The 25,813-nt window shown below is 56.9% G+C and carries 21 protein-coding genes; 6 read left to right on the forward strand and 15 right to left on the reverse strand.

Annotated elements, in window-relative coordinates:
• Positions 1–48: 48 nt before the first annotated feature.
• From GZH47_RS11410 to GZH47_RS11430, 5 genes are all read right to left on the reverse strand, one after another.
• Positions 49–873, reverse strand: coding sequence for a carbohydrate ABC transporter permease (locus GZH47_RS11410; RefSeq protein ID WP_162640197.1), 825 nt, complete (start codon positions 871–873; stop codon positions 49–51).
• Positions 874–878: 5 nt separating this feature from the next.
• The gene (locus GZH47_RS11415) at positions 879–1,790 is read right to left on the reverse strand and encodes a carbohydrate ABC transporter permease (protein WP_162640198.1); all 912 of its coding nucleotides are present in this window, start codon (positions 1,788–1,790) and stop codon (positions 879–881) included.
• A 132-nt stretch (positions 1,791–1,922) separates the two neighbouring features.
• Complete coding sequence (locus GZH47_RS11420; protein ID WP_162640199.1) at positions 1,923–3,320, reverse strand: ABC transporter substrate-binding protein; 1,398 nt, start codon at positions 3,318–3,320, stop codon at positions 1,923–1,925.
• A gap of 428 nt (positions 3,321–3,748) precedes the next feature.
• Positions 3,749–4,852, reverse strand: coding sequence for a GntR family transcriptional regulator (locus GZH47_RS11425; RefSeq protein ID WP_162640200.1), 1,104 nt, complete (start codon positions 4,850–4,852; stop codon positions 3,749–3,751).
• A 1,061-nt stretch (positions 4,853–5,913) separates the two neighbouring features.
• The gene (locus GZH47_RS11430) at positions 5,914–7,524 is read right to left on the reverse strand and encodes a gamma-glutamyltransferase family protein (protein ID WP_162640201.1); all 1,611 of its coding nucleotides are present in this window, start codon (positions 7,522–7,524) and stop codon (positions 5,914–5,916) included.
• Positions 7,525–8,054: 530 nt separating this feature from the next.
• Here GZH47_RS11430 and GZH47_RS11435 point away from each other — a divergent pair.
• On the forward strand, positions 8,055–8,540 hold the full coding sequence (locus GZH47_RS11435) for a hypothetical protein (protein ID WP_162640202.1): 486 nt from the start codon (positions 8,055–8,057) through the stop codon (positions 8,538–8,540).
• 198 nt (positions 8,541–8,738) lie between these two features.
• On the opposite strand, the gene GZH47_RS11440 is transcribed toward GZH47_RS11435, so the two are convergent.
• The 4 genes from GZH47_RS11440 to GZH47_RS11455 are packed head-to-tail and all read right to left on the reverse strand — an operon-like array spanning position 8,739 to position 12,175.
• Positions 8,739–9,068: a lipid-A-disaccharide synthase N-terminal domain-containing protein gene (locus tag GZH47_RS11440; RefSeq protein ID WP_162640203.1), complete on the reverse strand. Its 330-nt coding sequence runs from the start codon at positions 9,066–9,068 to the stop codon at positions 8,739–8,741.
• Between the two features lies 1 nt (position 9,069).
• A complete protein-coding gene (locus tag GZH47_RS11445) occupies positions 9,070–9,777 on the reverse strand; it encodes a glycosyltransferase family 2 protein (RefSeq protein ID WP_162640204.1) in 708 nt (235 codons plus the stop codon).
• 1 nt (position 9,778) lies between these two features.
• Positions 9,779–10,804, reverse strand: coding sequence for a GDP-mannose 4,6-dehydratase (locus GZH47_RS11450; RefSeq protein WP_162640205.1), 1,026 nt, complete (start codon positions 10,802–10,804; stop codon positions 9,779–9,781).
• A gap of 6 nt (positions 10,805–10,810) precedes the next feature.
• Positions 10,811–12,175 (reverse strand): UDP-glucose dehydrogenase family protein, encoded by a 1,365-nt coding sequence (locus tag GZH47_RS11455; protein ID WP_192043601.1) that lies wholly within the window; start codon positions 12,173–12,175, stop codon positions 10,811–10,813.
• A 249-nt stretch (positions 12,176–12,424) separates the two neighbouring features.
• On the opposite strand from GZH47_RS11455, the gene GZH47_RS11460 reads away from it, so the two are divergent.
• The 3 genes from GZH47_RS11460 to GZH47_RS11470 all read left to right on the forward strand — a co-directional run bounded on the left by GZH47_RS11460 (position 12,425) and on the right by GZH47_RS11470 (position 14,730).
• The gene (locus tag GZH47_RS11460) at positions 12,425–12,868 is read left to right on the forward strand and encodes a MarR family winged helix-turn-helix transcriptional regulator (protein WP_162640206.1); all 444 of its coding nucleotides are present in this window, start codon (positions 12,425–12,427) and stop codon (positions 12,866–12,868) included.
• 157 nt (positions 12,869–13,025) lie between these two features.
• A complete protein-coding gene (locus GZH47_RS11465; protein ID WP_225446449.1) occupies positions 13,026–13,502 on the forward strand; it encodes a GNAT family N-acetyltransferase in 477 nt (158 codons plus the stop codon).
• 247 nt (positions 13,503–13,749) lie between these two features.
• The gene (locus tag GZH47_RS11470; protein WP_162640208.1) at positions 13,750–14,730 is read left to right on the forward strand and encodes an aldo/keto reductase; all 981 of its coding nucleotides are present in this window, start codon (positions 13,750–13,752) and stop codon (positions 14,728–14,730) included.
• 333 nt (positions 14,731–15,063) lie between these two features.
• Here the strand turns inward: GZH47_RS11470 and ilvB are convergent, their stop codons facing one another.
• Positions 15,064–16,833: a biosynthetic-type acetolactate synthase large subunit gene (ilvB, locus tag GZH47_RS11475; RefSeq protein WP_162640209.1), complete on the reverse strand. Its 1,770-nt coding sequence runs from the start codon at positions 16,831–16,833 to the stop codon at positions 15,064–15,066.
• Between the two features lie 1,097 nt (positions 16,834–17,930).
• Here ilvB and GZH47_RS11480 point away from each other — a divergent pair.
• Positions 17,931–19,091, forward strand: coding sequence for an acyl-CoA dehydrogenase family protein (locus tag GZH47_RS11480; protein ID WP_192043633.1), 1,161 nt, complete (start codon positions 17,931–17,933; stop codon positions 19,089–19,091).
• Positions 19,092–19,276: 185 nt separating this feature from the next.
• Here the strand turns inward: GZH47_RS11480 and GZH47_RS11485 are convergent, their stop codons facing one another.
• On the reverse strand, positions 19,277–19,987 hold the full coding sequence (locus tag GZH47_RS11485; RefSeq protein WP_162640211.1) for a PIG-L family deacetylase: 711 nt from the start codon (positions 19,985–19,987) through the stop codon (positions 19,277–19,279).
• The gene (locus GZH47_RS11490) at positions 19,984–20,295 is read right to left on the reverse strand and encodes a DUF1806 family protein (RefSeq protein ID WP_162640212.1); all 312 of its coding nucleotides are present in this window, start codon (positions 20,293–20,295) and stop codon (positions 19,984–19,986) included. The genes GZH47_RS11485 and GZH47_RS11490 overlap by 4 nt, the downstream gene beginning before the upstream one ends.
• Before the next feature lie 184 nt (positions 20,296–20,479).
• Between GZH47_RS11490 and GZH47_RS11495 the strand changes: the two genes are divergently transcribed.
• The gene (locus tag GZH47_RS11495; RefSeq protein ID WP_162640213.1) at positions 20,480–21,358 is read left to right on the forward strand and encodes an AraC family transcriptional regulator; all 879 of its coding nucleotides are present in this window, start codon (positions 20,480–20,482) and stop codon (positions 21,356–21,358) included.
• Between the two features lie 9 nt (positions 21,359–21,367).
• Here GZH47_RS11495 and GZH47_RS11500 read toward each other — a convergent pair whose 3' ends face one another.
• The 3 genes from GZH47_RS11500 to GZH47_RS11510 form a co-directional block, all read right to left on the reverse strand.
• Complete coding sequence (locus GZH47_RS11500) at positions 21,368–21,760, reverse strand: iron chaperone (protein WP_162640214.1); 393 nt, start codon at positions 21,758–21,760, stop codon at positions 21,368–21,370.
• Between the two features lie 164 nt (positions 21,761–21,924).
• On the reverse strand, positions 21,925–23,265 hold the full coding sequence (gene melA, locus GZH47_RS11505; protein WP_162640215.1) for an alpha-galactosidase: 1,341 nt from the start codon (positions 23,263–23,265) through the stop codon (positions 21,925–21,927).
• Positions 23,266–23,314: 49 nt separating this feature from the next.
• Positions 23,315–25,612: a carbohydrate binding domain-containing protein gene (locus GZH47_RS11510; RefSeq protein ID WP_162640216.1), complete on the reverse strand. Its 2,298-nt coding sequence runs from the start codon at positions 25,610–25,612 to the stop codon at positions 23,315–23,317.
• Positions 25,613–25,813: the final 201 nt, after the last annotated feature.

Here is a 25,813-nt window from a genome sequence, read left to right on the forward strand (position 1 = left end):
TCCGTCTTACCTGTCGATTCGCTTTTTCTATTACCCTTTAGTTACCGATTATCCCTTAGTCGCACCGGCCGTCAGCCCTTTAACGAGCGCTCGTTGGAAAATGATGAAGATCAGCAGCACCGGCAGCGTCGTCACGATTCCCGAAGCGTTGAGCGGTCCCCACTGAATGCCCGATTTGGTGATAAAGCTGTTGATGCCGGCAGGCAGCGTACGCATGCTGTCCGTGTTGACGAACGTCATCGACACCATGATCTCCTGCCAAACCGTGATGCACACCGTCAGCCCGACGGCCACCAGGCCGGACCTGGCCAAAGGCAGTACCATGCGGATCAGAATGCCGAAGGAAGAACAGCCGTCGATCGTGGCGGCTTCGTCGATGTCTTTCGGAATGCCTTTGAAATAGCCGGTCAGCAGCCAGATCGCCATCGGAAGCAGCACGGCGCAGTACGTCATGATCAAGCTCGTAAACGTATTGAGCATATCCAGCTTGCCCCACATCACGTAGAGCGGCACGATCAGCGTCGTGATCGGCATGACCTGAGCGAACAGAATGACGACGAAATAAGCGAGCTTGCCCTTGAATTTATAGCGGGTCATGCTGTATGCGGCCAAGCTGGCAATCGCCAGCACGGCAATGACGGTCACGGCCGTGATCAGGACGGAGTTATAGAAGTACGTCGGAATTTCCGACGTGCGGAAGACGTTGCGGTAATGCTCCAGGCTGAACGTCTTCGGAAACAGCGTCGGCGGATCGGCGAAAATTTCGTCCGAAGGCTTCAGCGACGTGACGAGCAGCCAGTACAACGGGAACAAAATGACGATTGCAATGACGGCGAAGACAAGCAGATTGCCTGCGGTTTTTAAGCTTTTCATGGTGCTCACTCCTTAATCGATTTCAGCATGGCGCGCAGATAAGGCGAGCAAATGATGCCGATCAGCACGAGGCTGACGATGGCCATCGCGGAGGACTTGCCGAAGTCGAAGAATTCAAAGGCCAGACGGTACGTATAAATCGGCAGCGTCGAAGTCGTGTCCATCGGTCCGCCCTTCGTCGTCACCCAGATGAGGTCGAAATAGTTGAGCGTCCAAATCGTCGTGATGACGCCCGTCGCGCCGATAATCGGCGTCAAATGGGGGATTTTCACGTAGCGGACGATGCCCAGCCATCTCGCGCCGTCGATCCGCGCCGCTTCGACCTGATCGTTCGGAATATCCTGCAAGCCGGCGAGCAGCATGAGGAACCAGAACGGGAACGCCTTCCACGTATTGACGAAGACGAGCGTCCACATCGCGTGCGTCGTCGAACCGAGCCAGGAAATCGGATGGTCCGTAATATGCAGCGACTGCAAAATATAATTGAGAATGCCCATATCCGACTGCAGCATCCAGCTCCACATGAGAGCGGTGACGACGCCGGGCAGCACCCAAGGAAGCAGCAGCAAGGAGCGGAGCACGCCTTTGCTTCTTCTGCGCTCATCCACGTACAGCGAGGCGAACAAACCAAGGAGCATCTGCAGCAGTACGCCCGCAACCGTCCAAATGACGGTCGTCGTCATCACTTTCATGAAGATCTCGTCCGTCAGGACCGCCTTGAAATTATCGAATCCGATAAAAGGCTTGTCGGGGCGGGCCAGCTGCCAGCGGTGCAAGCTGACATACAAATTGTAGAACATCGGGTAGGCCAGCAAACAGCCCATTACGATAATGGAAGGCAGGACATATAAGTAAGGAATGCTCGTTCGAAAAATCGATTTCCGTCTGCGTAAGCTCGCTTTTTGTATCATCATCATGTCTCCCAAGGCGTAAGTTCCGGACATGGCGCCGGCCGCCGCTAGAATGCCGTTTCATTGCACGGTCCGGCCTGCGCGGGAAAGGCAGAAGAAGTCCCTTTGCAGCTCCTTCTGCCCTGTTCGCGCAGCCCGTTATTTCGCTGTCGTGATTTTGTTGATCTTGCCTTCCAGATCGGCTACGGCGTCGTCGACCGATTGATTGCCTACCAGCACCTTCGATACAGTATCGTAGACCGCGGAATCGATCTCGCTGTAGAAGAGCGTCTTCGGCTGGGACTGTCTGGCGAATTTGATTTGATCCATGAACACTTTATAAGCCGGATCCGTCGCGAATTTGGAAACGGCGAGCGAAGCGTTGTTCGCAGGCACGTCGCTCACGGTACGGGCATTGAAGTCGACCGAAGTCATCAGCTGCGCGAGTTTGATGGCTTGTTCGGGATGCTTGCTGTTCGCGGATACGCCAATGCCGAAGCCGCCGCCGAAAGAGCCGTCCGGCGCGCCCCCGTCCATTTTCGGAACGAGCGATTGGCCGACGAAGGATGCGCCTTTGATATCCGCGTTCTGATCCGTAATCCAAGTGCCCGCGATGACCATGCCGACTTTCTTCTGCGCGAACAGCGTGCCGAGCTTCAGATGGTCGAGCGTCGCGTAATCCGACTCGAACGAAGGCTTCAACGATTGAAGCAGCGACAGATAGCCTTTGAATTCAGGCGTGTTGACCGTCGGCGTTACTTTGCCGCTGTCATCGACCGAGATGATGTTGCCGTTCGATGCGGTGAACAAGCTTTGCGACGGGAATTCCTTCAAGCCGAGATCCATGCCGAAGCCTGCCACTTTGCCGTCGGTCGCTTTCGTGATCGCCGCTGCGTCTTGCTGCAATTCGGCCCACGTAGTCGGCGGCTTATTCGGATCGAGACCCGCTTGCGTGAAAATGTCCTTGTTGTACCACAGCACGCGCGCGTCCGTCGTATAAGGAAGCGCCATATTCTTGCCCTGCCATTTATACATGGAGAGGATGCCCGGGAAATAATCCGAGAACGCGCTGGCGTCAAGCTTCGATCCGAGATCGAGCAGGTAGCCGGAATTCGCGAACGTCGGGAAGTCCGGGTTGTTCACGATGAAGACGTCGGGCGCGTTGCCGCTGGCGAACATGACTTTATATTTGGTGTCCCATGTTCCCCACGGATCGCTTTGGAATTCCACCGTGTAGCCCGGGTTCTGTTCTTCGAATTTCGCTTTCAGTTCTTCGAACACCGGCGCGTAAGCCGGATCGGACGTCCATTCCGAGAAACCGTAGTAGACGAGCTTCTCTTTCGGTCCCGATTTCGCATCGCCGCCGTTGTTCGTTCCCGCAGCTGCATTACCGCCCGCGTTCGTCGATGCTGTATTCCCTGCGTTCGTTCCTGCATTCGTTCCTGCGTTCGTTCCTGAGTTGCCGCCGTTGTCATTGTTCCCGCAGCCTGTTGCCAACAGCGCGATCATGACGGTAGAGAGCGGAAGAATAGACAGCTTGCCATAACGGTTGTTCACTTGTTGAGTCCCCCTTTAAAATGTCAGCTTCGGTTTGCCGCGCGGGCGTATGAAACACGCACGCGACAGCGCTTACAAGTCGTGCAATCCGGTTTCCTGGCTTTCTTCAAATATAAGCATTCCATACTCGCTCGCTCGTAGGCCGCTTATATTTCTTCGGGAAGATACGTGCTGCTTGCCGCATCAGAACGCCGACAGCCGCGTCTTCTTGCCCAGCATAAGCCGGACTTTCGAAAACTGTGTTACTTTGTTGATACATGAATAGGATTACTGTATTACTTTTACAAACCGATCATACTTCGATTTCATCAACTGTGTCAATATATTCATGTAAAAATTGATTAAAACTAGCACAGTTGATACAGAAACGGGACCAAGCATATAAGCTTGGTCCCGTTATACGATGCCGATCCATGCTCCGGAATGCATTAGCGAACCGGACCGATCGTGCTGCCAAGGTTCAGGTCCGCCTTGCAAATCTGCCCTTGCACGGACAGCAGCTCCTTGCCTTCGACCAGCTTCATCAGCTGGCTCGCGGCCGTTCGCCCCATCTCGTAGAAAGGCTGATTGAGGCCAGTCACGTCGAGCATCAGCTTGCGGTTCAGGTTCAGCGCATCGTAGGTGACCAAAGATATATCCTGCGGAAACCGCATGCCCAGTTCATTCAGCGCGACGATCACGGCTTCGGCAATCTGGTCGTTCGCCGCGAAGATCGCCGTGCAGCCTCGTGCGCGGATCTCTTCCGCAATGCGCGCGCTGTACGATTCGAACTCTTCTTCGAAATTCTCGTGCTCCGTCGGAATCAGCGCGTCCAGCGCGTTATCGAATTCGAGTCCGGAGTCGAAGAACGCCTGTTTCATGCCGAGCAGCCGTTCGTTGAACGTGCTCACATTCGAGTTGCGGACGAACATGATGCGCCGGTGCCCCTTCTCCAAGAGCATTTTGGTCAAGGCGTACGCCCCGGACACGTTGTCGCTCGTAACGTACGGAATATCGCTGTGATACAGATGACGGTCGAGGAAAATAACTTTGATGCCGTTGGCCCGCAAATACTCGTACAGCCGCTCGTTGCGCTCCATGTGGTCCGGATCGAAGATCGGACTCATGATGACGCCGTCCACCCGCTTCGCGACCGCTCCTTTAATGAGCGATTCCAGCTTATCCAGGCTCCGATCGTCGCTGTAGCTGAGCAAGTGGAACCCGTGCAGCCGAAGCGTATCCTCGATGCCGCGCAGCGCCGTGGCCCAGAGCGGGTTCTCGATGCCGATGACGGATGCCGCGATCAGACCGGAACGGTTATGTCCGAGCTGCGAAAGCATTCCTTCTTCGATATAGGTGCCCCTGCGGTTGTCGCGCTTCAGCAGCCCTTCCCCGCACAGCTCCTTGATCGCTTTCTCGACCGTGTTCACGCTGGACTTGTAAGATTCGGCGAAATGCCTGCTCGATGGCAGCCGCGTCTCCCCCAGCCATTCGCCTTCCATGATGCGTTTCTTGATATCGTCCTTGATTCTGGAATATGGATAACTCGACATAGCGATCAAATTCCCTTTCTATACGGCTTGAATTACTATGACTATATTACATTTGTATCAACTGTGTCAATTTATGTTCAATCCATTTTGAGAGATTGAGACAAAAAGGCTCGCTTTGCTGCGGGGATGCGTGCCATCGCGCGCGAATATTTGCCGCTCAGGCAGCTTTTCGCAGCCGTCTGGCGTTGCTTTGAGACCTCCGCGTTACGGGTGGCTTCCGGCGCCGTCGGCGGCGCTGTCGCGAGAACCTTGTCTTTCGGGCGGTCTCCGCGGCCATTAACCGCGCTGACGCGAGAACTCTGCCTTTCGGGCGGCCTCCGCAGCCATTGGCCGCGCTGACGCGAGAACTCTGCCTTTCGGGCGGTCTCCGCAGCCATTAGCCGCGCTGACGCGAGAACTCTGCCTTTCGGGTGGCCTCCTCAGCCATTAGCCGCGCTGTCCCGAGAACCCTGCCTTTCGGGCGGTCTCCGCAGCCATTAGCCTTTCGGGCAACCCTCTAACGAACCCCACAAGCCTTATTCGCTCGAAAATCGACGTTTATGCATTTTAACGAATCCTAGACGCTTTATCTCAATCATTTTGTCATCTTTTCGCCTACTCTCGGCTTAATAACGACGCTGGAGTTCGTTATTTCGATGAAACACTCATTTTCCAGCCAATAAGCGCGATACGATTCCTTCGCTTATCATGTTGAAGGCGGAGAGTTACCTGCTGAAGCACGTCTTACCAGCGGCTCGAGATCACGACCTCTCCCCGCAACACCCCGCCATACAAGTAAAAACAGCCTCCGGCTTAGCCAGAGGCTGTGAGAAAAACTTCTATTCGCTCCTTGCAAGATTGCTTTCGCCATGAATGTTACGTTGTTGCGGTTATTCGGCGGTTTCGGCCGTTGCGGTTATTTCGGCGCTTTTGACTACCGGCATTTGCACAGCTTCGATGATCGCTTGTGCTTGTTCACTCATGCTCGTCGCTATCCGCCTTCTTGAGTAACTTAGATAGTTATAAACCGCGTCTATCTTCGCATTCAACCAAACGCCTCTTCGTCTATCGAATCCATCCCGCTACCACGAGGCGATGCAGCCGTCCGTACGCGGCTCGGTGCCGCCGATCAGCACGCCGTTCGGCTCCCGCCAAATGATTTGTCCGCAGCCGAACGACCGGCGTTCCGCCGACGGCTGAACGAGATGCCCCCGCTCTTCGAGCTGGCTGGCCAGCGTTTCCGGAAACGCTGTTTCCACCAGTACCTTCTTGCCTTCGATCCATTGCCATCTCGGCGCATCGAGCGCCGCTTGCGGGTTTAAGCCGAAATCGATCATATTGGAAATCACTTGCACATGCCCCTGCGGCTGCATGAATGCGCCCATGACGCCGAACGGCCCGACCGCTTCGCCGTCCTTCGTGATAAAGCCGGGAATGATCGTATGGTAGGGCCGCTTGCCGGGCGAAGCGACGTTGGCATGCGCCGGATCCAGCGAGAAGGACGCGCCTCTGTTCTGCAGGCTGATGCCCGTGCCGGGAACGACGAGTCCCGAACCGAACCCCCGATAATTGCTTTGGATGAACGAGACCATGTTGCCTTCCCCGTCGGCTGTCGCCAAATACACCGTCCCGCCGCTTGGAAGCCGGCCGGGCTCGGGCATAATCGCCTGTCGGCCGATCAGTCCCCTGCGCTGCGCCGCATACTCGGGGGACAGCAGACGTTCCACGCTCGCTTGCATCATGACAGGATCCGTAATATGCTGCAAGCCATCGACGAAGGCCAGCTTCAGCGCTTCGATCTGCGCATGGCAAGTTTCGATCGTATCCTTCCGGCTGAGCGGGATGCCGTTCAACACGTTCAGCGCCATCAGCGCGACGAGCCCCTGCCCATTCGGCGGCATCTCCCATATCTCGTACCCGCGATAGCGGACAGCAATGGGGTCCACCCATTCAGGCCGATGCGCCGCCAGATCTTCCTTGCGGATCAAGCCTCCGGTTTCGCGCGCGAAGCGGTCCAGCGCTTCCGCCAATTCGCCGCGGTAAAAGTCTTCGCCCTTCGTTGCCGCAATCTTCGCCAGCGTCCGCGCGTGATCCGGCGAGCGCCAGATTTCGCCCGGCCGAGGCGCTCGCCCCTCCGGCGCGAAAACGCGGAACCACTCCGCGAACAGCGGATCGTCCGTCTTCGCCGCCCGGGACTGATATGCCTTCTCCCAAGAATATCCGAGCTCCGGCGACAAGGCGAAGCCCTCTTCCGCATAGTCGGCGGCAGGCGCGAGCAGCGCTTCGAACGGCAGTCGTCCGAACCGTTCGGATAACGCCGCCCAAGCGGAAGGCGCGCCGGGCACAGTCACGGGAAGCCAGCCGTCCGGCGGCATCGCCGCTTCGAAGCCGTGCTTCCGAACCTCATCCGGCGTCAACGCCATCGGTGAACGGCCGCTCGCATTCAAGCCGTGAAGCTTGCCTTGATGCCAGACGATTGCAAAAGCATCGCCGCCGATGCCGTTCGCCGTCGGCTCGACGACCGTCAAGCAAGCGGCAGCGGCAATGGCCGCATCGATGGCGTTGCCGCCTTGCTGCAGCACGCGAAGCCCGGCCTGCGAAGCGAGCGGCTGCGACGTCGCGACCATGCCTTTGCGCGCCACGGCAGCCGTCCGCCGCGACGGATACGGATAATTTATCAATTCAAAGCTCATATTCGGAATTCCCCTTCCTTGGTCAAAACCGTAATGGGCAGCAGGCAACAACAAGATTCGTAACGTTTTCGCCGCGCGGCCGCACGATTCCTTCATCGGCCATAGCGCGCTGATGCACAATAGCCCCACAGTACTATCCCGATAGGGACAGAATCCGTCTTCCGAAGCGACTCCCGCTTGGAGCGCATTGTTCCGCGTATCCGAACACCTGCGACGCCTAGTCTGAGCATGCGGCGATTATGCCCGTGAAGGTGAAAGTTCGAAACGGTTGGGGCGTACCGATGTGTCGATAGAGACGTGCGGAAGGGTCGATAGAGGCGTACCGATGTGTCGATAGAGTTGTGCGGATAGGACCAAGCCATCACAAATTTGGCGGACAGAACTGACGCTATTTCATCGATCAGAGCCGTTTCTTCGTAGTATTTGGAATCCGACATTCACTGCTGCACTTAGGCGCCACGCCAGCGCGATGCCTAGTCCCATTCCTCCGAATCTCCCATACACTACAAGAGAGCAAGGGAGGTGATTCTATGTCGATTCAATTTCTAGATTCGCGCATTTCGATCCACAGGGACGACTTCGGCGGCTCGCAGCCGCTATCTACCTTACCGATATTAGTCGGAGATATCGGCCTCCAAGTGTTGGCCGCGATTCCCGCCAATACCTCCAACGTGCGCGTGTCGCTAAGCGGGACGGTCGTCGTTGATTTCGCGCCTCCGGTGGAGCCTACGCTCGAGCTGCCGCCAGGGCCGACCGTTATCACCGTCACGGTCGAACGAGGCGGAGACGGCACTGCCGGCACCGGCGTAACGATCTTGAACGAACAGTTTAACATTCGTGTATTCAGCGCGCTGTTTCCCATCAGCGTTACGGCAGCCGACTTCCCGCCAGCTGCCGACGTGCTGGCGCAGGAAATCCGTTATACGATGTTCGTCGCCACGGACGGCTTCTTCGATCTCATTCTGACCGGACCAGCCGTATTCAACGGCATCGCAGCAGCCGGAACCACCACCTAGCATGTCAAAAAGCCAAAGAACGGAGCGGCGCTCCATGCACTTTGGCTTTTTTACATATCTCGGCTGCGCTTTCGCCGCAGACGAACAGCTCATTCTCCGACTCCGCCCTGCGAACGTTCTATTCGCCTAAGCTTATGCTCACGACGCTGGCGATTCAAATGTATTTCTGTCCCCGGACAGCAAACACATACGGATCGCCTATGAATCCATCGATTTAAACTCTCCCGCCGTCTGCGCGATGTTATTTTTCCGTTCCAACGCAATATTGCGCAAGTAGATGAAGACGCTCGGCAATTGGCCGAGAATGAAGACCGGATCCTTGCGGTAAATCGCATAGATCGACAAAACCACGCTGCCCAAAATACTATAGACCCAGAAGGAGAGCGGCACAACGGTTCGCTTCGCCTTCTCGCTCGCCAGCCACTGCGTGATGAATCGCATCGTAAACATGATCTGTCCGATGAAGCCGAAGACGATCCAGGCCACGCTGCCGCCGGAGAGACTGCCCATCAACGAATGCCACCACATCTTATTGTCCCCTGATTTGGTAGCGAATGACCCGTTTGCGCAGCCAGCCGATGACGATGGCATCCATCAGGCCGACGAACGCGCGGTTGAACACCCCGTATTTGGACACGCCGTGCTGCCGTTCTTGATGGGAGACCGCGATCTCGATGACTTTGAAGCCGTTGATCTTCGCCAGCGTCGGCAGAAAGCGGTGCATCCCTTCGTATAAATAATAGCTGTCCGCCACTTCGCGCTTCATCAGCTTCATCGGGCAGCCCGTATCGTAAATTTCATCCCCCGTCAGCCAGTTGCGAACCCCGTTGCCGACCCGCGACGAAACTTTCTTCACGAGGGTATCCTTGCGCCTGATGCGTTTGCCGTTCACGAAGTCCATGTTCGGAATGTAAGGCATCAGTTTGAAAATATCCCGCGGGTCCGTCTGTAAATCCGCATCGATCAGCGCGACGAGTTCGCCCTTGGATTCTTTCATGCCTGCGTAGAGCGCGGCGGTTTGTCCGCAATTTTTCACGAAGTGGATGACCTTAACGGCAGCATCCCGCTCCGCCAGCTCGTTCAGAATACTCGCGCTCCGATCTTTGCTGCCGTCGTTGACGAGTACGATTTCGTAGCTCTCTACCTTACTGCTGACCGCGTTGGTAATCGCCTCGTGCAGCAGCAGAATGTTCTCTTCCTCGTTATAAATCGGCGCAACGATCGAGAGCTTGACCATATTAATTCCCCCTATACCATGTGACGAACTTGTGCAATCCTTCGGCGAAATCAGTCTGCGGGTCGTAACCGAACAGCCCGTTCGCCTTGGAAATGTCCGCGTACGTCTGCTCCACGTCTCCAGGCTGGTTCGGCAGCCAGCGAAGAAGTGCCTCCTTGCCGAACGCCTGCTCGATGCTCCGAACCAGCTCAAGAAGGGAAATCGTCCGGTTGGTGCCGATATTCACGATTTCATAAACGGTTTCATGCCCCTCGACAAAAGCAAGCGCTCCGATCATGCCGTCGACAATATCCCCGACATACGTATAATCCCGCCTGGACGAACCATCGCCATAGACGGTCAACGGTTCGCCGCGATCCAGCATCCCCACGAATTTATGAATGGCCAGATCCGGCCGCTGCCGTTCCCCGTATACGGTGAAGAACCGCAGCATAATCGTATCGATATCATGTAAATGATAATACGTGTGGCCCAGTACCTCGCATGCTTTCTTCGTGGCGGCATAAGGCGAGATGCTTCGGTCGACCCGATCCTCCTCGGAGAAGGGCACCTTCGCCTGATTGCCGTATACGGAAGAGGACGAAGCGCACAGCCATTTGCGAACGCCGTGCTTGCGCATCGCCTCGAGCACCGTCAGCGTTCCTCTCACGTTGACGTCTTCGTAGAGCAGCGGATCCTCGATCGAAGGACGAACGCCCGCCATGGCCGCCAAGTGAATAACCGCGTCGATCCGCTCGTTCCCGAAGGCCGCAGCCAACTCGTCCGCATGCCGAATATCCGCAACAACGAGCTTGTAGCTGTCCCCTTCGACAGCCTGCTGCAGATGAAGCAGATCGGTTTCTTTGTTCGAATATTGAAATGTCGTTTCCAATCCTGTACTATTCAGGATATTCTTTATTTTGATTTTGTAGTCGTACACGCCGTTAAAATTATCGATGCAAACGACGCGATGGCCAAGCTTCAGCAATCGCTCGCAGAGATGAGAGCCGATAAATCCCGCTCCCCCGGTTACGCAATACGTGCTCATTGTTCATTAGGCCTCCTCCAGTGAATACAACCGTCGTTCATCCGAACCGACCGAATAGTAGTCAAACAGCAGGCGTATGCGCGGATGGTCCGCAAATAAGTTGCGCAGGTCGAAGAAGACGTTGCCCCGCATGCTTTTAACGATGCTGTCCAAGCCGCTCGCCTTGAACTGTTTCCATTCCGTCATTAACACGATTGCATCCGCGTTCCGGGCACAGTCCTCTTCACTCTCGCAAAACGCGACGGCGCCGCTCAAATCCGTCCATGCACGCTCCGCCTGCTTCATGCCTTGCGGGCAGTATGCTTTCACGGCCGCCCCCCGGGCAACGAGTCCGCTGATAATATCATAGCTTGGCGCAAACCGGATATCATCGGTCTCGGGTTTGAAAGACAATCCCCAAACGGCGATCGTTTTGCCCCTGAGCGATCCGTTCGAGGCAAGCACGCCGCTGATTTTGTCCACCATCTTCGCCTTCTGCTTCTCGTTGGCGGCAACGGCTGCGCGCACGACGTACAATTCCTCGCCGTTCTTCTGGCCGACACCGACAAGCGCCTGCATGTCTTTGGGGAAGCAGCTGCCCCCATACCCGGGTCCGGCCTGCAGGAAGTGCGGCGAGATTCGGTCGTCGAGCCCCATGCCCGTCGCGATATCCTGGATGTTCGCGCCGACTTTCTCGGACAGAAGCGCGAGCTCGTTGACGAATGATATTTTGACGCCCAAGAAGGAATTTGCGGCGTACTTGATCATCTCCGCAGTCTCCGGATTCGTATACAAGAACGGAACATGCTGCCGCATATACCCCGCGTAGATCGTTTGCAGCATGCGCTTGGCTTCTTCGTTCTCGGTTCCGATCACGATTCTCGATGGCGACAGCGAGTCGCTGACGGCTTTGCCCTGGCGCAGAAACTCGGGATTCGACGCGACATCGATCCGGAAAGGCTCGTTCCGCGTTTTCAGCACGCCGTCCAGGTAGTTCGCGATACTACGGTTCGTGCCGACAGGCATCGTCGATTTGCAGACGACCACTTTATAGCCGTTCGCATACTTGCCGATCGCATGCATGACTTCATGGACATAGGTGAGATTGGCGCTTCCGTCATCCATTGCAGGCGTGCCGACGGCGATGAAGATAACGTCGCTGGATTGTACGACTTCTTCGGCGCTCGTCGTGAACGAAAGCGTGCCCGCTTCGATTCCGCCGGTCAGCAGCTCATCGAGATCCGGCTCGTAGATCGGAGATATGCCTGCCGCCAAACGATCGATCTTCTCTGCGTCCACGTCCATGCAAGTGACTGGGAAGCCATAACTGGAAAGGACTGCGCCGTGAACTAAACCGACATAACCTGTACCCATAATCCCAATCTTCACCATCGTCCTACCCCGTTTCCATGCTGTTTTCATCACGTTTCGCCGTTATAAGATTGAAACCGCACGTCCGTGGACGCGTAATGCTTGCAATACGAATTTCAGAAAATTAGTTTACCAACTTAACTTTTATAATAATGAGTCATGTAGTATATTTCAAGTATAAGATGTGACGTCAAAAGCTACCATTGGAAGAATGGATCTTGTACCATACTCAACTTACATTCAAATAACCGGCATTGGATAGGAGCACATATGAAGGACAATCAAGAAACCATACTGCGGCTGCAAGAAGCACTCACCCGTTTCGCGAAAGCCGAATGGCGGCAAAAACCGATTCATGGCCTGACGCGCAGCGACATTCGCATCCTCTATTGCATCATGGAGTGCGAGAAAACCGGAAACCGCAAGCCGAGAATTTCGGATATCAGCAAGAAGCTGCTCGTCACGACGCCGACCGTCACCCAATTGATCAAGAAGCTGATTGAAGAGGAACTGATCGAGCGCACTGTAGATCCCGATGACCGCCGCTCCGTCGGCATCGAATTGACGGAGAAGGGAAAAGCGGTCGCCAAGGAAGCCGATGCGCACATCAAGCAGTCGCTCGGAGGACTCGTCGATTTTCTGGGGCTGGAGGAAAGCGAGCATTTGGCCGACCTGTTAACGAAGGCTTTTCACTATTATCATAATCTTGATTAGGGCGAAACATGACTTTCCGAATAAGCCGGCGCCTGGGAAACGCCCGCTGCCCGCTTCCGGGCGGTGAATTTAGTTCCTTTGCGAATTCATTTGCGGCTAAATACAAGAGGAGGCGTCAGTTACGACAACATTGTCGGAGCCTTTTGAAACGCGTCGAATGAGATTTCGTCTCTTGCAGCACGACGATGCGGATGTCGTCTACAGGCAGTTTTCGGACCCGGACATGTGTGCCTTCTTCAGCGAGCCGCCGTGCGATTACGCGGAAGCGCTGGAGATCATCGAACACTACCGGAACCCCGATGGAGAAGACCATCTTCGCTACGGCATGTTTGATAAGGAGACGAATGCGTTTGTCGGAACCTGCGGGTACCACTTCTGGGATCCGGCGCGGAAGCAAGTCGAGATCGGCTATGATATCTGGAAGGACTATTGGAAACAGGGCTACATGACCGAAGCGATGCCCGTTCTCATCGATATCTGCTTCAAGCGGCTTGGCGTGGATTGTATCTACATCCTAACCGATCCGCGGAATGCGGCGTCCGTTGCAGCCGTGGCCAAATTCGGCTTTACGCACGCTGCGCCGTGCAGGGATACGGATGATGGGACGATTTGCTTGAAATTGTTGCGTGCATGATCAATCGGCTGCAACACAACGAAACACCTCACGCCGCTTCGAAAACAAGCCTCCTGACGAAAGCCGGATGAACGCTCATCCGGCTTTTGTTGTGAGCTGAAGCCTCGCAAGATGCAGGAATCCTGCGATTGCGATGAAATTGTGATCGCTCCGAAAAAGCGTTAACATAGAGCTATCAGCCAGATTGTCAGATTGTCAGATTGCTAGACGCTTAGCTTGTCGATCCGAAATTAGAGGAGGAATCGAAATGGATTTCACGAGATTAGGCCAAACTGGCCTGGAAGTATCCAGACTCTGCCTGGGCTGCATGAGCTACGGCCTTTCGGCAAGAGGATCGCATCCGTGGACGCTGGACGAGGAACGGAGCCGGCCCTTCATCCGCAAAGCGCTGGAGCTCGGCATCAACTTCTTCGATACGGCCAACGTCTATTCGGACGGCACGAGCGAGGAAATCGTCGGCCGCGCCCTTAAGGATTTCGCCCGCCGTGAGGACGTCGTGATCGCGACCAAGGTTCACGGCCGCATGCGCCCCGGCCCGAACGGAGCCGGCTTGTCGCGCAAAGCGATCCTGAGCGAAGTGGACGACAGTCTGCAGCGGCTCGGCACGGACTATATCGATCTCTATCAGATCCACCGCTGGGACCCGCATACGCCGATCGAAGAAACGATGGAGGCGCTGCACGATGTCGTCAAATCCGGCAAAGCCCGCTATATCGGCGCCTCCTCCATGTATGCCTGGCAGTTCCTGAAGGCGCAGTACACGGCGGAGAAGAACGGCTGGACCAAATTCGTGAGCATGCAAAATCACTTGAATCTGTTGTACCGCGAAGAAGAGCGGGAAATGCTCCCGCTATGCGCGGATACCGGCGTCGGCGTCATTCCGTGGAGCCCCTTGGCCCGCGGCCGCTTGACGCGCAGCTGGGACGAAATCAGCGAACGGTCGGAGACCGATGCGTTCGGCAAGACGCTGTATACCTCCGCCGTCGACGCGGACCGCGCGATCGTCGAACGCGTCGGCCGCATCGCGAATGCGAGAGGCGTCTCGCAGGCCCAAGTCGCGCTGGCTTGGGTGCTGAACAAGTCCACGGTCACCGCGCCGATCATCGGAGCCACGAAGCCCGTCCACTTGGACGATGCGAACGCGGCGCTGTCGCTTGCGCTGACCGCCGATGAGATCCGCGAGCTGGAAGAGCTGTACGTGCCCCATCCGATATTGGGCTTCCAATAGCGCAGGTGCTGGGATTGTTGGAAAGATTTTGAGCGAGCTTGGAGCTTGGGGCTTGGAACTAGAGCTGGAGCTAGAGCTGGAGCTGGAGCTTGAGCGTCGTTGCCGCGCGCCCATCTCGCACGCGTCGTTATAACGTCGAGGTAGTTCGGCGAATACATGGTACACGACATGCTCCGGTTTCACCGGTTTTCCAAGCATGTCGTGTACTGGGTACACTTCATGCTCATGCCCAAGCTGTCGAGACTTTATCAGCAGCCCGAAGGCGGCCCCGCATCTGCGGAGGCCGCCTTTATCACATTTCCAACGCCCCGCCATCCGGATGCGGCAAACGATTCAATCCTCGAAATCCCCCATGATCATCTGATCCAGCGTCGTTCCGCCGAGCACCATGGGATACACGTTCTCGTTCATCGGCACTTTGAACTCGACAAGCACCGGCGCATTCGTATCGAGCGCTTCCTGCCACGCCCGCCGGGCTTCGGCTTTCGTGGACGCGCTCAGCCCCTTGATGCCGTAAGCTTCGGCAAGCTTAACGAAATTCGGGCTTCCGGCCAGGTCGATCTGGCTGTAGCGCCGTTCGTACATCAGCTCCTGCTGCTGCTTCACCATGCCAAGCACCTGATTGTTGATGACGACGATTTTGACCGGAATGTTATGAACGGCGCAGACGGCCATTTCTTGCGCGCACATCTGCATGCCGCCGTCGCCGTTGATCGAGACGACGAGCCGATCCGGATTGCCGAGCTGCGCTCCGATCGCAGAAGGGAACCCGAAGCCCATCGTGCCCATTCCGCCCGAGGTAATCAGCGAACGCGGATGGTTGAACTTGTAGAACTGCGCGGCCCACATCTGGTGCTGGCCGACGTCCGTCGTGACGATCGCCTCGCCCTTCGTCGTCTCATGGATCATTTCGATGACGAACTGCGGCTTGAGCTCCGTCTCGGAGTCTTGATAGCGCAGCGGGTAGTCGGCTTTGTAGCGCTGCAGCTCCCGGAGCCACGCCCCGTCCCGCTGCGACGGCTTTGCGATCTGCAGGGCATACCCTAACACATCCTTGATATCGCCAATGCAAGCGATGTCCGTCCGCACGTTCTTGCCGATCTCCGCCGGATCGATATCGATATGCGCGATTCGTTTCGCCTTCGGGGCGAAGCCGTCCAGCTTCATCGTTACCCGGTCGTCGAACCGCGAGCCGATCGAGATCAGCAGGTCGGCGTTCTGAATCGCCTTGTTCGCGGCATACGCGCCATGATGGCCCGGCATGCCCAGCCACAGCTCGTGGCTGCTGGCGAATCCGCCCAATCCGAGCAACGTGGTCGCCACGGGAATCCGCGTCCGCTCCGCGAAAGCCATCATCTCCGGCGCGGCATTGGCGTAGACGATGCCGCCTCCGGCGATGATGACCGGCCGCTCGGACTCGGCGATGGCAGCGAGCAATTCGTCGATCTCGGCCGGCTCGATCTCCGGCGCCGCCCGGTAACCGCGCAGCCGAAGCTCGGCTTCCTCAGGCTGGAACAACATGCGGTGATTCGAGACGTCCTTCGGAATATCGATCAGCACCGGACCTTTCCGGCCGCTGCCCGCAAGGTGGAAGGCCTCGCGAACGATCCGCGGCAGATCGCGCACGTCGCGGACCAAGTAGCCGTGCTTGGTGATCGGCATCGTCATGCTCACGATGTCCGCCTCTTGAAACGCATCGGTACCCATGACGTTCGTCGGCACGTTGGCGGTAATGACGACCAGCGGCACGGAATCCATATAAGCGGTGGCGATACCGGTCACCAGGTTGGTCGCTCCGGGCCCGGAAGTCGCGATGCATACGCCGGTCTTCCCCGTCGATCTGGCATATCCGTCCGCCGCATGGACAGCCCCTTGCTCATGCCGGGTCAGCAGATGCTTGAACGCCGGATTGCCGGTCATCGCATCATAGATATAGAGCGCGTTCCCGCCCGGGTAGCCGAATACGCAGTCCACGTCCTCTGCCAGCAGGCAGCGCAGCAGCGCCTCGGAACCGGTTATCCAATTCTCCCCTTCCGGTTCTTGCTGCCCGATTTGCGAAGCCGTCGTAGTCGAAGCGCCACTATTTGCATGTACATGTTCCATTTCTAACTCCTCCTCGAAAAAATAAATAACCCCTTTCCTCCAAAGGCACAGACAGCAGCTGCCTAGCCTAGGGACGAAAGGGGTCAATCTCTTCGCGGTACCACCCTGATTCGCCGAAATCTCGCGATTCCGGCCTCATGAGGCAGAGCTCGCGCCCTGCCTGCCGCACGATAACGTGTGCCACTCCGTTTAAGCCTACTGGCCGGAACCGCCGACTGGGCCAAAATGCCCCAGCCGCCGGGTTCGGTTTTCGATCATCCGCTCCGAGACGACATCATGCAGCGGCTTAAGGCGGAGGTTTCAGCTTTCCCCCCGCTCTCTGGGCATAAGGACCGTTTGCATTTCATTCTCTTCCTCGCGTTTATCCGTTATATTCGATGGAATCGTTCATGGGACGATGATTAGCCCAAAAACCCCTTCCGTTCCAAGGCGCAGACAGCAGCTGTCTGACCTAGGGACGAAAGGGGTTGAAATTTTCGCGGTACCACCCTGATTTGCCGAAATCTCGCGATGCCGGCCTCATGAGGCAAGGTTCGACCCTGCCTGCCGCACGATAACGTGTGCCACTCCGTTTGAACCTACGGGCCGGAATCGCTGGACGCGCATCCGACATTCGATTAACCGCTCCGAGACGACATCATGCATGGCTTACGGCGAAGGTTTCAGCTTTCCCCCCGCTCTCTGAACATAAGGACCGTTTGCATTTTATTCTCTTCATCGCGTTTGAATTTGGTTCATCTTAGCATACCCTTCCGCGCTTTTCAATCCGTATTTTGCAAACGTTCCGTCAGACGGGCGGACCGCTCTCTTACCTGAAGCCAATCGGAAGCGCGGCGGACGAGCTCGTTGTTCGCATGCAAATCACAGGGCTGATTAATCAAAATAATCGGTATACGCGCAAGGGCGAACGTCCCCGGACGCCAGGTTGCAATCATGCAAATACGAAGCGGTGACATCCCGAATCGCATTGCCCCAATCGATGCCGAAATGCAGCCTCCAGCCGCCTTATTGAAATTTTCTTGAAGCCTTTACTGATTTTCCATGGTTCGCCTCGCTAGAAACTGTTGGTATAATACGAAGAGAAGGAGTGAGCCATGATGAGCCGATTCATTGATTGCTATATTCGGAACGACGAGGAGAAGAACAGGGCCGAGCTCGCGGAGCGGCTGGCTGTCCGGTTCGGGGAGAGAGCGCCCCGGCATGATCGCGAAGGTTCGTTTCCCTTTGATAATTTCGCCGATTTGCGTGAAGCCGGATATTTGAAACTGACGGTTCCGCGGGCGTTCGGCGGAGACGAAATTTCACTGTACGAGTTCGTCATGCTGCAGGAGCGGCTGGCCTACGGAGACGGCTCGACCGCGCTTGCCGTCGGCTGGCATCTCGGCCAGGTGATGCATCTCCGCACGACCGGGAAATGGCCGGCGGACACGTTCGCCGAGCTGTGCCGTTCCATCGTAACGGACGGCACGATGATCAATACCTTCGCCAGCGAAGCCGCTTCCGGCAGCCCGAGCCGCGGCGGCCGGCCGGAGACGACCGCGGTTCCCGTGGAAGGCGGCTGGCGGATTACCGGACGCAAAACGTTCAGCACGCTTTCGCCGATCCTCGACCGTTTCGTCGTGTCCGCTTACCTGCCGGACGAAGACTGCACGGCGGATTTTCTCGTCCATCGCTCGGACCGGGTAACGATCGTCGAAACATGGGATACGCTCGGCATGCGGGCGACGGGCAGCCATGACGTCGTGCTCGACGGCGCTTTTGCCGCGACAGACAAACGGCTCACGGGCAAAGGCATCGATGACGGAGGCGGCTGGATGCTGCATATTCCGGCTTGTTATATGGGCATCGCCCTTGCCGCGCGCGACTATGCCTTGGCATTCGCCCGCTCCTATCGTCCCAATTCCTTGGATAAACCGATTGCGGCCCTCCCGTCCGTTCAACAGTCCATCGGCGAGATGGAAATCGAGCTTCGCACCGCGCGCACGCTGCTCTACGCGGCGGCCGATCGGTGGGACAAGGAACCTGCCGAACGGACCAAGATGAAACCCGAGCTCGGCTTGGCGAAATACGCGGTCACGAATAACGCTCTACGCGTCGTGGACTTGGCGATGCGCATCGTCGGCGGCACCAGCCTATCGCGCAGCAATCCGCTGGAACGTTACTACCGGGATGTCCGCGCGGGCTTGCATAACCCGCCGATGGACAGCTCGGTCATCCAGACGCTGGCCGCTGCCGCGCTTGGCGAGATTGCGCCTTAAGCTTCGCAGAACGCGGCGCGGCCGCGAAGCGGTCGCGTCGAAGCCGGCTGCGTCCACGGCGGCAAACAAAAAAGGCGGATCGGGGATCCGCCTTCATGCTCATTATCCAGCCCATTATCAGCTCATTAACAGCTCGCTTATTATCCACCTCATAGACGAACTAGCTGGCTCCCGTCCGCACGCCATCAGAACAAATCGTGCTGCACCCGCTGCGGCGCATTCACGTCCCCTTTAAGGAAATACTCGTACCGGCCGAACCGGGACAGCGCCTCCTTGTCGGACAACCAGACCCATTCGTCGATTTCGGTCTGGCAGCGGTGGGCGCGGAAGGCGGCGAGCTTCGCCTCGTTATAGGCTTGCACGTCAACCTTGATTACGTCCTTCCGGGTATGACCGTACCGTTCCGGACGCTCCATCGCGTCGCCGAACGTAATGAAGTACAGCGCTCCCCTGGTTGCAGACCGCCGGAATGCGGCCGTCGTCACTTTGCCGATCGCGCAGTGATCCGGGTGTCCCCCGTACAATTCATGGAACGTCAGCACGACGTCCGGATCGATCTCGCGGATCAAATCTTCAATTCGTCTCGTCAGCAATTCCTCGTCTTCGAATTCGACCGTCTTGTCGCGAATATCGAAGAACATCAAATTGCCGATGCCGAGGTGGTCGCAAGCTTCCCGCAGCTCCAGCTCGCGGGCGGGGGCGATCGTTTCACGATTCAGGTACGGCGGGTTCCCCATCCGGCGGCCCATTTCGCCGCGCGTTGCGCTGACCAGCGTCATCTCGACGCCCTCGGCGGCATACTTGGCGAACGTGCCGCCGCAAATAAACGTCTCGTCGTCGGGATGGGCGAATACCGCAAGCAGCTTGCGCTTCGGCGCTTGTTCGTTCTTATTCATTCCGGAAACGGCTCCCTTCCTAGATGCAGCGCGACGTTCATGCGCCCTTTGTCGTCATAGCCTGCCAGCAGCAGGCGGCCGTGCTCGTCCACTTCATAATGCGTGAGTGCTTCCATGCGCAGCCAGCCATGCCCGTCGAAACGAAGCGCGGCGCGGAAGGAGCCTTCCCCCGCGATAAAAGCCTGCGTTACCTGCACTTTGAAATTGCGGACGAATACGAAGGAGGTCGCCTCGCTGTGAATATAGGCCTCCGATCCGACGAATTTCCGGAGCTCGGCCTCCGCTTCCATTCTGGTTATTGGGATCATGAATTCCGATCTCATTTCTATATGGATTTTAATTTCCAGCCTATTGTAGCACGGAAACAGGGTTTGTTCGACGGCTGTCGCAGGCCGAATAAGCCGATAATCATCGACCCTGCAGCATGGTGCACCGATTGTCGGATGCATGCTCGCGTTTCCTGTTATTTTATTGATGAAGGAGGTCATGCTTGTGGATTTGCTAGCGAATATGAACGGCGCGATGAAGTACGTGGAGGACAACCTCGCGGGCGAAATCGATTTCAAAGAAGCCGCAAGGCGGGCGCTCTGCTCCGAATACCATTTCAAACGGATGTTTTCCTTCCTTGCGGGCGTGCCGCTGTCGGAACACATCCGCCGCAGGCGGCTTACGCTTGCCGCGCTGGAGCTGCAAGCGAGCGGCGGCAAAGTCATCGACGTCGCGCTCAAATACGGCTACGCTTCGTCGGATGCGTTCACGCGCGCCTTCCAGCAGCTGCACGGCGTAACGCCATCCGAAGCGCGTACCGGCGGCCATTCGCTCAAAGCCTATCCGCCGATGACCTTCCGATTAGCCATTCAAGGAGGACGCGAAATGAATTATCGTCTGGAAGAGAAAGAAGCTTTTCGCATTATCGGCATGAAGAAGAGAGTCCCCATCGTGTTCAACGGCGTCAATCCGGAGATTGCCGCCATGTGGGCAAGCTTGAACGAGGCATCGATCAAAGAGTTGAAATCGCTGTCGAACATTGATCCCGCCGGAATCATCAGCGCGTCCACGAACTTCTCCGAGGGCCGGATGGAAGAACGCGGCGAGCTCGACCACTACATCGGCGCGGCATCGACCCTGGATTGTCCGGACCCCGACCGGCTGGCGCAGCTCGAAGTGCCCGCTTCGACGTGGGCGGTCTTCACGGCCGTCGGCCCGTTCCCCGAAACGCTGCAGCAAGTATGGGGAAGCATCTATGCCGAATGGTTCCCTTCGTCCGGTTATGAACAACGGGAAGGCCCGGAAATCCTCTGGAATGCGGATAAGGATACGAGCTCTCCGACGTTCAGAAGCGAAATCTGGATTCCGGTCCAGAAGATGTAGTCACTGTTCTTATTTCTTCTCGCGCTTGCGGCCCGCCTTCTCGATGTTCTCCGCGACGCGGTATTCCAAGATCTGGCGGATGAGCGCATACGGCAAAGGCTTGCCGATCGGGAATTGTACGGCCCCTTTCGATGCTTTATAGCCCGTCAAGGCTTCCTTGAAAGCAACGATGCCGCTCGGAGTCGGGTAGAAGCCGATATGGTTCTTGTAAGCGGCGAAGTAGACCAGATTGCCATGCAGCATAAAAGCGGGCATTTGGTACGCGATCTTCTCCTGCGCCCCCGGCGCCGCCTCGTGGATGAGCTGTCTTAGCGTTTGCAGCTCCGCCTGCACCTCGGGCGGGAAAGCCGAGATATAGTCGTCGATCGACGCGATGGCCGTTGGGTTATCTTGTTCTTTCATGGCTGCTCCTTTCGTACGTCCGCCGGAATGGGTGATAACGGGCGGTTCTTGCCCCTATTGTATCAAAAGAAGCAGCAAAACGGCGAAACGGGACTATCTCCCGCTTCGCCGTTTTCGTCTGCGCGAATTAGTGTTGCAGTTATCTTCGGACAGGCCGAGAGGAGCTACGAGTTAATGAGTTCATTCCCTTCGAACTGCGGCAGCCAGCCGCGGTTCGCCTCGAACAGCTCATCCACCATCTCCTGAATTTCCTGCAGGCTGAGCACGGCCGACGTGAGCGGATCGAACGCGATCGCTTGGAAAATCTTCCGCTTGTCGCCCGTCAGCGCGCCTTCGACGGCCAGCTCCTCGCATCTTGCGCTCGTATTGACGAGAATCGCCAGATGGTCGGGCAGCTTGCCGACGTGGATCGGAGACAGCCCGCTCCGCGAGGCCAGCACCGGCACTTCGACGCACGCGCCTTCCGGCAGGTTGTCGATTAAGCCGAAATTGCGCACGTTGCCGTTGAATTTAAACAACGTACCGTCGCCGAACACGGCGTTGAAGATGTAAGAAGCATATTCTTCGCCTCGCGCCAAGTCGATCGGCCTGTCGCGCCATTCCTCCATTTGCTGCTGCCAGTTGTTCTTCATCCGCTCGCCGTATTTGACGATGGCGCCGTATTCGCCGGGATTCCAGCCCGTGCCGTGCGTGCAGTACCGTTCGATCAGATCCGGGCGCTTGCGGAACCACGCGTTGTACTCCGAATTGTGGCCGCTCGACTCCGTCACGTAATAGTCCAGGTGCAGGAACATTTCGTTCCGCACGATTTCTTCGTTGTAGACGGCCGGATTATTCTTGACGGCGTCCCGGATGAGCGGGTAGACGTTCTCGCCGTTTCGCTTGAAGTCCAAGTAAAAGGCCTGGTGGTTAATCCCCGCGCACGTATACGTAATCTCCTCCATCGGCGCGCCGATCCAGCCGGCAAGCATCGACGCCGTGCCTTGCACGCTATGGCAAAGGCCCGTAATCCGCACCTTCGTTTCGCCTTGCATCGCCCTGCAGAGCATCGCCATCGGGTTGGAATAGTTCAGGAAGATCGCATCCGGACAGATGCGCTCGATGTCGCGGGCAATATCGAGCATCGCCGGAAGCGTTCTCAGAAAACGGAAAATGCCGGCCGGGCCGCGCGTGTCGCCGATGTTGATGTCCACGCCGTATTTCTTCGGAATTTCCACGTCATGCCGGTAAACGTCCAGATCGCCGACCATGATCGTGCACAAGACGCCGTTCGCCCCTTGAAGCGCTTCCTCGCGGTTCGTCGTGGTCTCCAGCTTCACGTCGCGGTATTCGCCCGCGGCGATGATGTTCTCCACCGCTGCTTTGGCAAACGCCAGGCGGCCGGAATCGATGTCCATCAGCGAGATCGTGCTGTCTTGAAAAGCGGGAAAGGTCAACAGGTCGCGCACCAAATTCTTCGTGAAGACTAGACTGCCGGCTCCGATAAAAGCGATTTTCGCGGTCATACGTTCTCCTCCTTATTGGTCGGTACGGATTGTCCTTACGAATATGAAGTCATGGACTGATCTTGGACAAAAAAGCAGTGTAAGCCGGTTTGGCCGTCCACGTCGCATCGCTGTGCAATAAGCCGAACGTATTCTCCCGATTGCCGTTGTCGTAAGAAACGTTATCGACCAATTCGTACCACATCATCGGTCCGGCGTACGGGAGCCCGAACCATACGTCGAACGCATTCGCCGTGAAGGCCGCCTGATCCGCCTCGCTGACTTCGCCTTCGCCCGTTCCGGTCGCCCAGCCGACCTCCGTCGCCCATATCTTCTTGTTCGTGTCGCCTTTGCCGTTCATCAGATCGACGATCGACTGCAGCTCCGTGAAGGTCCAATGGCTCGTCGACGAACCCGCTACGTAGGTGTAGGTATGATAAGCGATCGTATCGAAATAACCTTTGCCGCCGTTGTCGTATATAGCTTGCATGAAGTCGAGGGGCGCAATGCTGTTCGGCACGTAAGCCGGCTCTACAGGGGAGAAGCCGCCCACCAGGATCGTAGGCGCCGCAACGCCAAGCTCGGCAGCTGCCTGACGGATGCCGTTCGAGCCCGGTTTCAGCATGTTATTCGTATACTTGACCGGATCGACGCTCGGCATGTTGAAGAACTGCATGTTCTCTTCGTTGCCGATTTCGAAAGCGATCGTAACGCCACGGTTCAAATACCGTTTGGCGATCTGGTAGCAGATATTGCCGTACGCCGCGCCGTTCGTCGGCGCATAGTTGTGATCCGGCGTGCTCGATACGCCCGCCGCCCATGCCGGAGCAGAACGAATGACGATATCATACTTCAAGCCCCTGGCCTGGATCGCGTTGAAAATCAGATCGGCCTGCGTCCAATTGATCGTCCCTTGCGTCGGCTCCATCAGATCCCAGAACAACGTGCCCCTCACCCATTTCGATCCCGTGCTGCTCACCTTGTCATACAATTGATTGAGACCTGCGCTCGTAGCGAAATAAGGGTCCTGGGTGTTGAAGCCGATATTTTGTCCGCTGTAGGTCTGGACCTGTACGGCCGTTAACGCAAAATCGTCCGTATAAGTAGCGCCCGTGCCCGCGTTCTTCCAGACGAAAATATTCGCCGTCGTATTCGCGCTGCCCGTCGTAAACGTAATGCTCAATTGGGTATAAGTCGCGGATGTCGTCGTCGTGTTCACTTCCGCTCCGCCGAAATTCTTCGCGCCGAGATACACGACGTCGCCCGCCGCCGCGTTCTTCACCCATGCCGACAGCGTATAGGTCGTGTTCGGCGAGAGTCCGGCGATGTTCTGTTCCACGCCGGTATTCGAGGTGCCGATATTCACCGCGCGGGTTCCCGAATGGACGTTGGTTGTCGATAGGACCGCATTATTCTGCGTGGTCCAAGGGGACAGGACACCGGTCTCGAAGCCCGGGTTCTGCAGCGGCGGCGAGAATATCGTGAAATCGTCCGCATACGTTGCCGCCGTACCCCCGTTCTTCCACACGTAGATCGTTGCGGATGTATTGGCGCTGCCTGTCGTGAAGGTGATGGTCAATTGGGTGTAAGCCGCCGAGGTTGTCGTGGCGACGATATCCGTCGAGCCGAAGTTTTTGACGCCCAAGTAAACGAGGTCGCCCGCTGCCGCGTTCTTCACCCATGCCGATACGGTATAGCTCGTGCCGGGCGAGAGACCGGTCAATTCTTGTTCCACGCCGGAGTTGGAGATGCCGAGATTCAGCGCCTTGGTTCCGGAATGGACGTTGGTCGTTACGACGGAAGCGTTGTTGGAATTCGTCCACGGGGAAAGCGTGCCTGTCTCGAAGCCCGGGTTCTGCAGCGGCGGCGAGAAAATCGTGAAATCGTCCGCATACGTTGCCGCCGTGCCCCCGTTCTTCCACACGTAGATCGTTGCGGATGTATTGGCGCTGCCTGTCGTGAAGGTGATGGTCAGTTGGGTGTAAGCCGCCGAGGTTGTCGTGGCGACGATATCCGTCGAGCCGAAGTTCTTGACGCCCAAGTAAACGAGGTCGCCCGCTGCCGCGTTCTTCACCCACGCCGATACGGTATAGCTCCTGCCGGGCAAGAGACCCGTCAATACTTGTTCTACGCCGGAGTTGGAGATGCCGAGATTCAGCGCCTTGGTTCCGGAGTGGACGTTGGTCGTTACGACGGAAGCGTTGTTGGAATTCGTCCACGGGGAAAGCGTGCCTGTCTCGAAGCCTGGATTGGAAATCACGGCGTCTGCCGAAGCCGTCGTCGGATGCAAGGCGAACTGCGAGAAGCATACGGTCAGTAATAGAAGAGCTGCTGCACATAATCGGATGATTTTGCGTGACGCTTTCATACATTACCTCCTCATAGTCGAGCTTGTCTCGTTACACCTGCGTTATTCCTTCCTGCGGCATGAGCCAAAAGCCAAACCAACCGCAGCGCCTATCAATCCCCCTTCCAAGGAGTCCCCGGTCTTGCGCAATGAAGCCGGTTACATAAGGATTAATTTCTATTATTCGGTTGCCGCCCCCTGTTTCCTGCTCCTTTCAATAAA

The sequence above is a fragment of the Paenibacillus rhizovicinus genome, from assembly GCF_010365285.1.
Lineage (GTDB): Bacteria > Bacillota > Bacilli > Paenibacillales > Paenibacillaceae > Paenibacillus_Z > Paenibacillus_Z rhizovicinus.

Excerpts from the sequence above, each read along its gene's own strand:
- GZH47_RS11465 (WP_225446449.1), top strand. The coding sequence starts at position 13,026 with ATGAGATTTCGTCTCTTGCAGCACGACGATGCGGATGTCGTCTACAGG.
- GZH47_RS11415 (WP_162640198.1), bottom strand. The coding sequence starts at position 1,790 with ATGATGATGATACAAAAAGCGAGCTTACGCAGACGGAAATCGATTTTT.
- GZH47_RS11485 (WP_162640211.1), bottom strand. The coding sequence starts at position 19,987 with ATGAATAAGAACGAACAAGCGCCGAAGCGCAAGCTGCTTGCGGTATTC.
- GZH47_RS11510 (WP_162640216.1), bottom strand. The coding sequence starts at position 25,612 with ATGAAAGCGTCACGCAAAATCATCCGATTATGTGCAGCAGCTCTTCTA.
- GZH47_RS11440 (WP_162640203.1), bottom strand. The coding sequence starts at position 9,068 with ATGTGGTGGCATTCGTTGATGGGCAGTCTCTCCGGCGGCAGCGTGGCC.
- GZH47_RS11435 (WP_162640202.1), top strand. The coding sequence starts at position 8,055 with ATGTCGATTCAATTTCTAGATTCGCGCATTTCGATCCACAGGGACGAC.
- melA (WP_162640215.1), bottom strand. The coding sequence starts at position 23,265 with ATGACCGCGAAAATCGCTTTTATCGGAGCCGGCAGTCTAGTCTTCACG.
- GZH47_RS11500 (WP_162640214.1), bottom strand. The coding sequence starts at position 21,760 with ATGAAAGAACAAGATAACCCAACGGCCATCGCGTCGATCGACGACTAT.
- GZH47_RS11480 (WP_192043633.1), top strand. The coding sequence starts at position 17,931 with ATGAGCCGATTCATTGATTGCTATATTCGGAACGACGAGGAGAAGAAC.
- GZH47_RS11455 (WP_192043601.1), bottom strand. The coding sequence starts at position 12,175 with ATGGTGAAGATTGGGATTATGGGTACAGGTTATGTCGGTTTAGTTCAC.
- GZH47_RS11450 (WP_162640205.1), bottom strand. The coding sequence starts at position 10,804 with ATGAGCACGTATTGCGTAACCGGGGGAGCGGGATTTATCGGCTCTCAT.
- GZH47_RS11470 (WP_162640208.1), top strand. The coding sequence starts at position 13,750 with ATGGATTTCACGAGATTAGGCCAAACTGGCCTGGAAGTATCCAGACTC.
- GZH47_RS11460 (WP_162640206.1), top strand. The coding sequence starts at position 12,425 with ATGAAGGACAATCAAGAAACCATACTGCGGCTGCAAGAAGCACTCACC.
- GZH47_RS11430 (WP_162640201.1), bottom strand. The coding sequence starts at position 7,524 with ATGAGCTTTGAATTGATAAATTATCCGTATCCGTCGCGGCGGACGGCT.
- GZH47_RS11410 (WP_162640197.1), bottom strand. The coding sequence starts at position 873 with ATGAAAAGCTTAAAAACCGCAGGCAATCTGCTTGTCTTCGCCGTCATT.
- GZH47_RS11490 (WP_162640212.1), bottom strand. The coding sequence starts at position 20,295 with ATGATCCCAATAACCAGAATGGAAGCGGAGGCCGAGCTCCGGAAATTC.
- GZH47_RS11445 (WP_162640204.1), bottom strand. The coding sequence starts at position 9,777 with ATGGTCAAGCTCTCGATCGTTGCGCCGATTTATAACGAGGAAGAGAAC.
- GZH47_RS11425 (WP_162640200.1), bottom strand. The coding sequence starts at position 4,852 with ATGTCGAGTTATCCATATTCCAGAATCAAGGACGATATCAAGAAACGC.
- ilvB (WP_162640209.1), bottom strand. The coding sequence starts at position 16,833 with ATGGAACATGTACATGCAAATAGTGGCGCTTCGACTACGACGGCTTCG.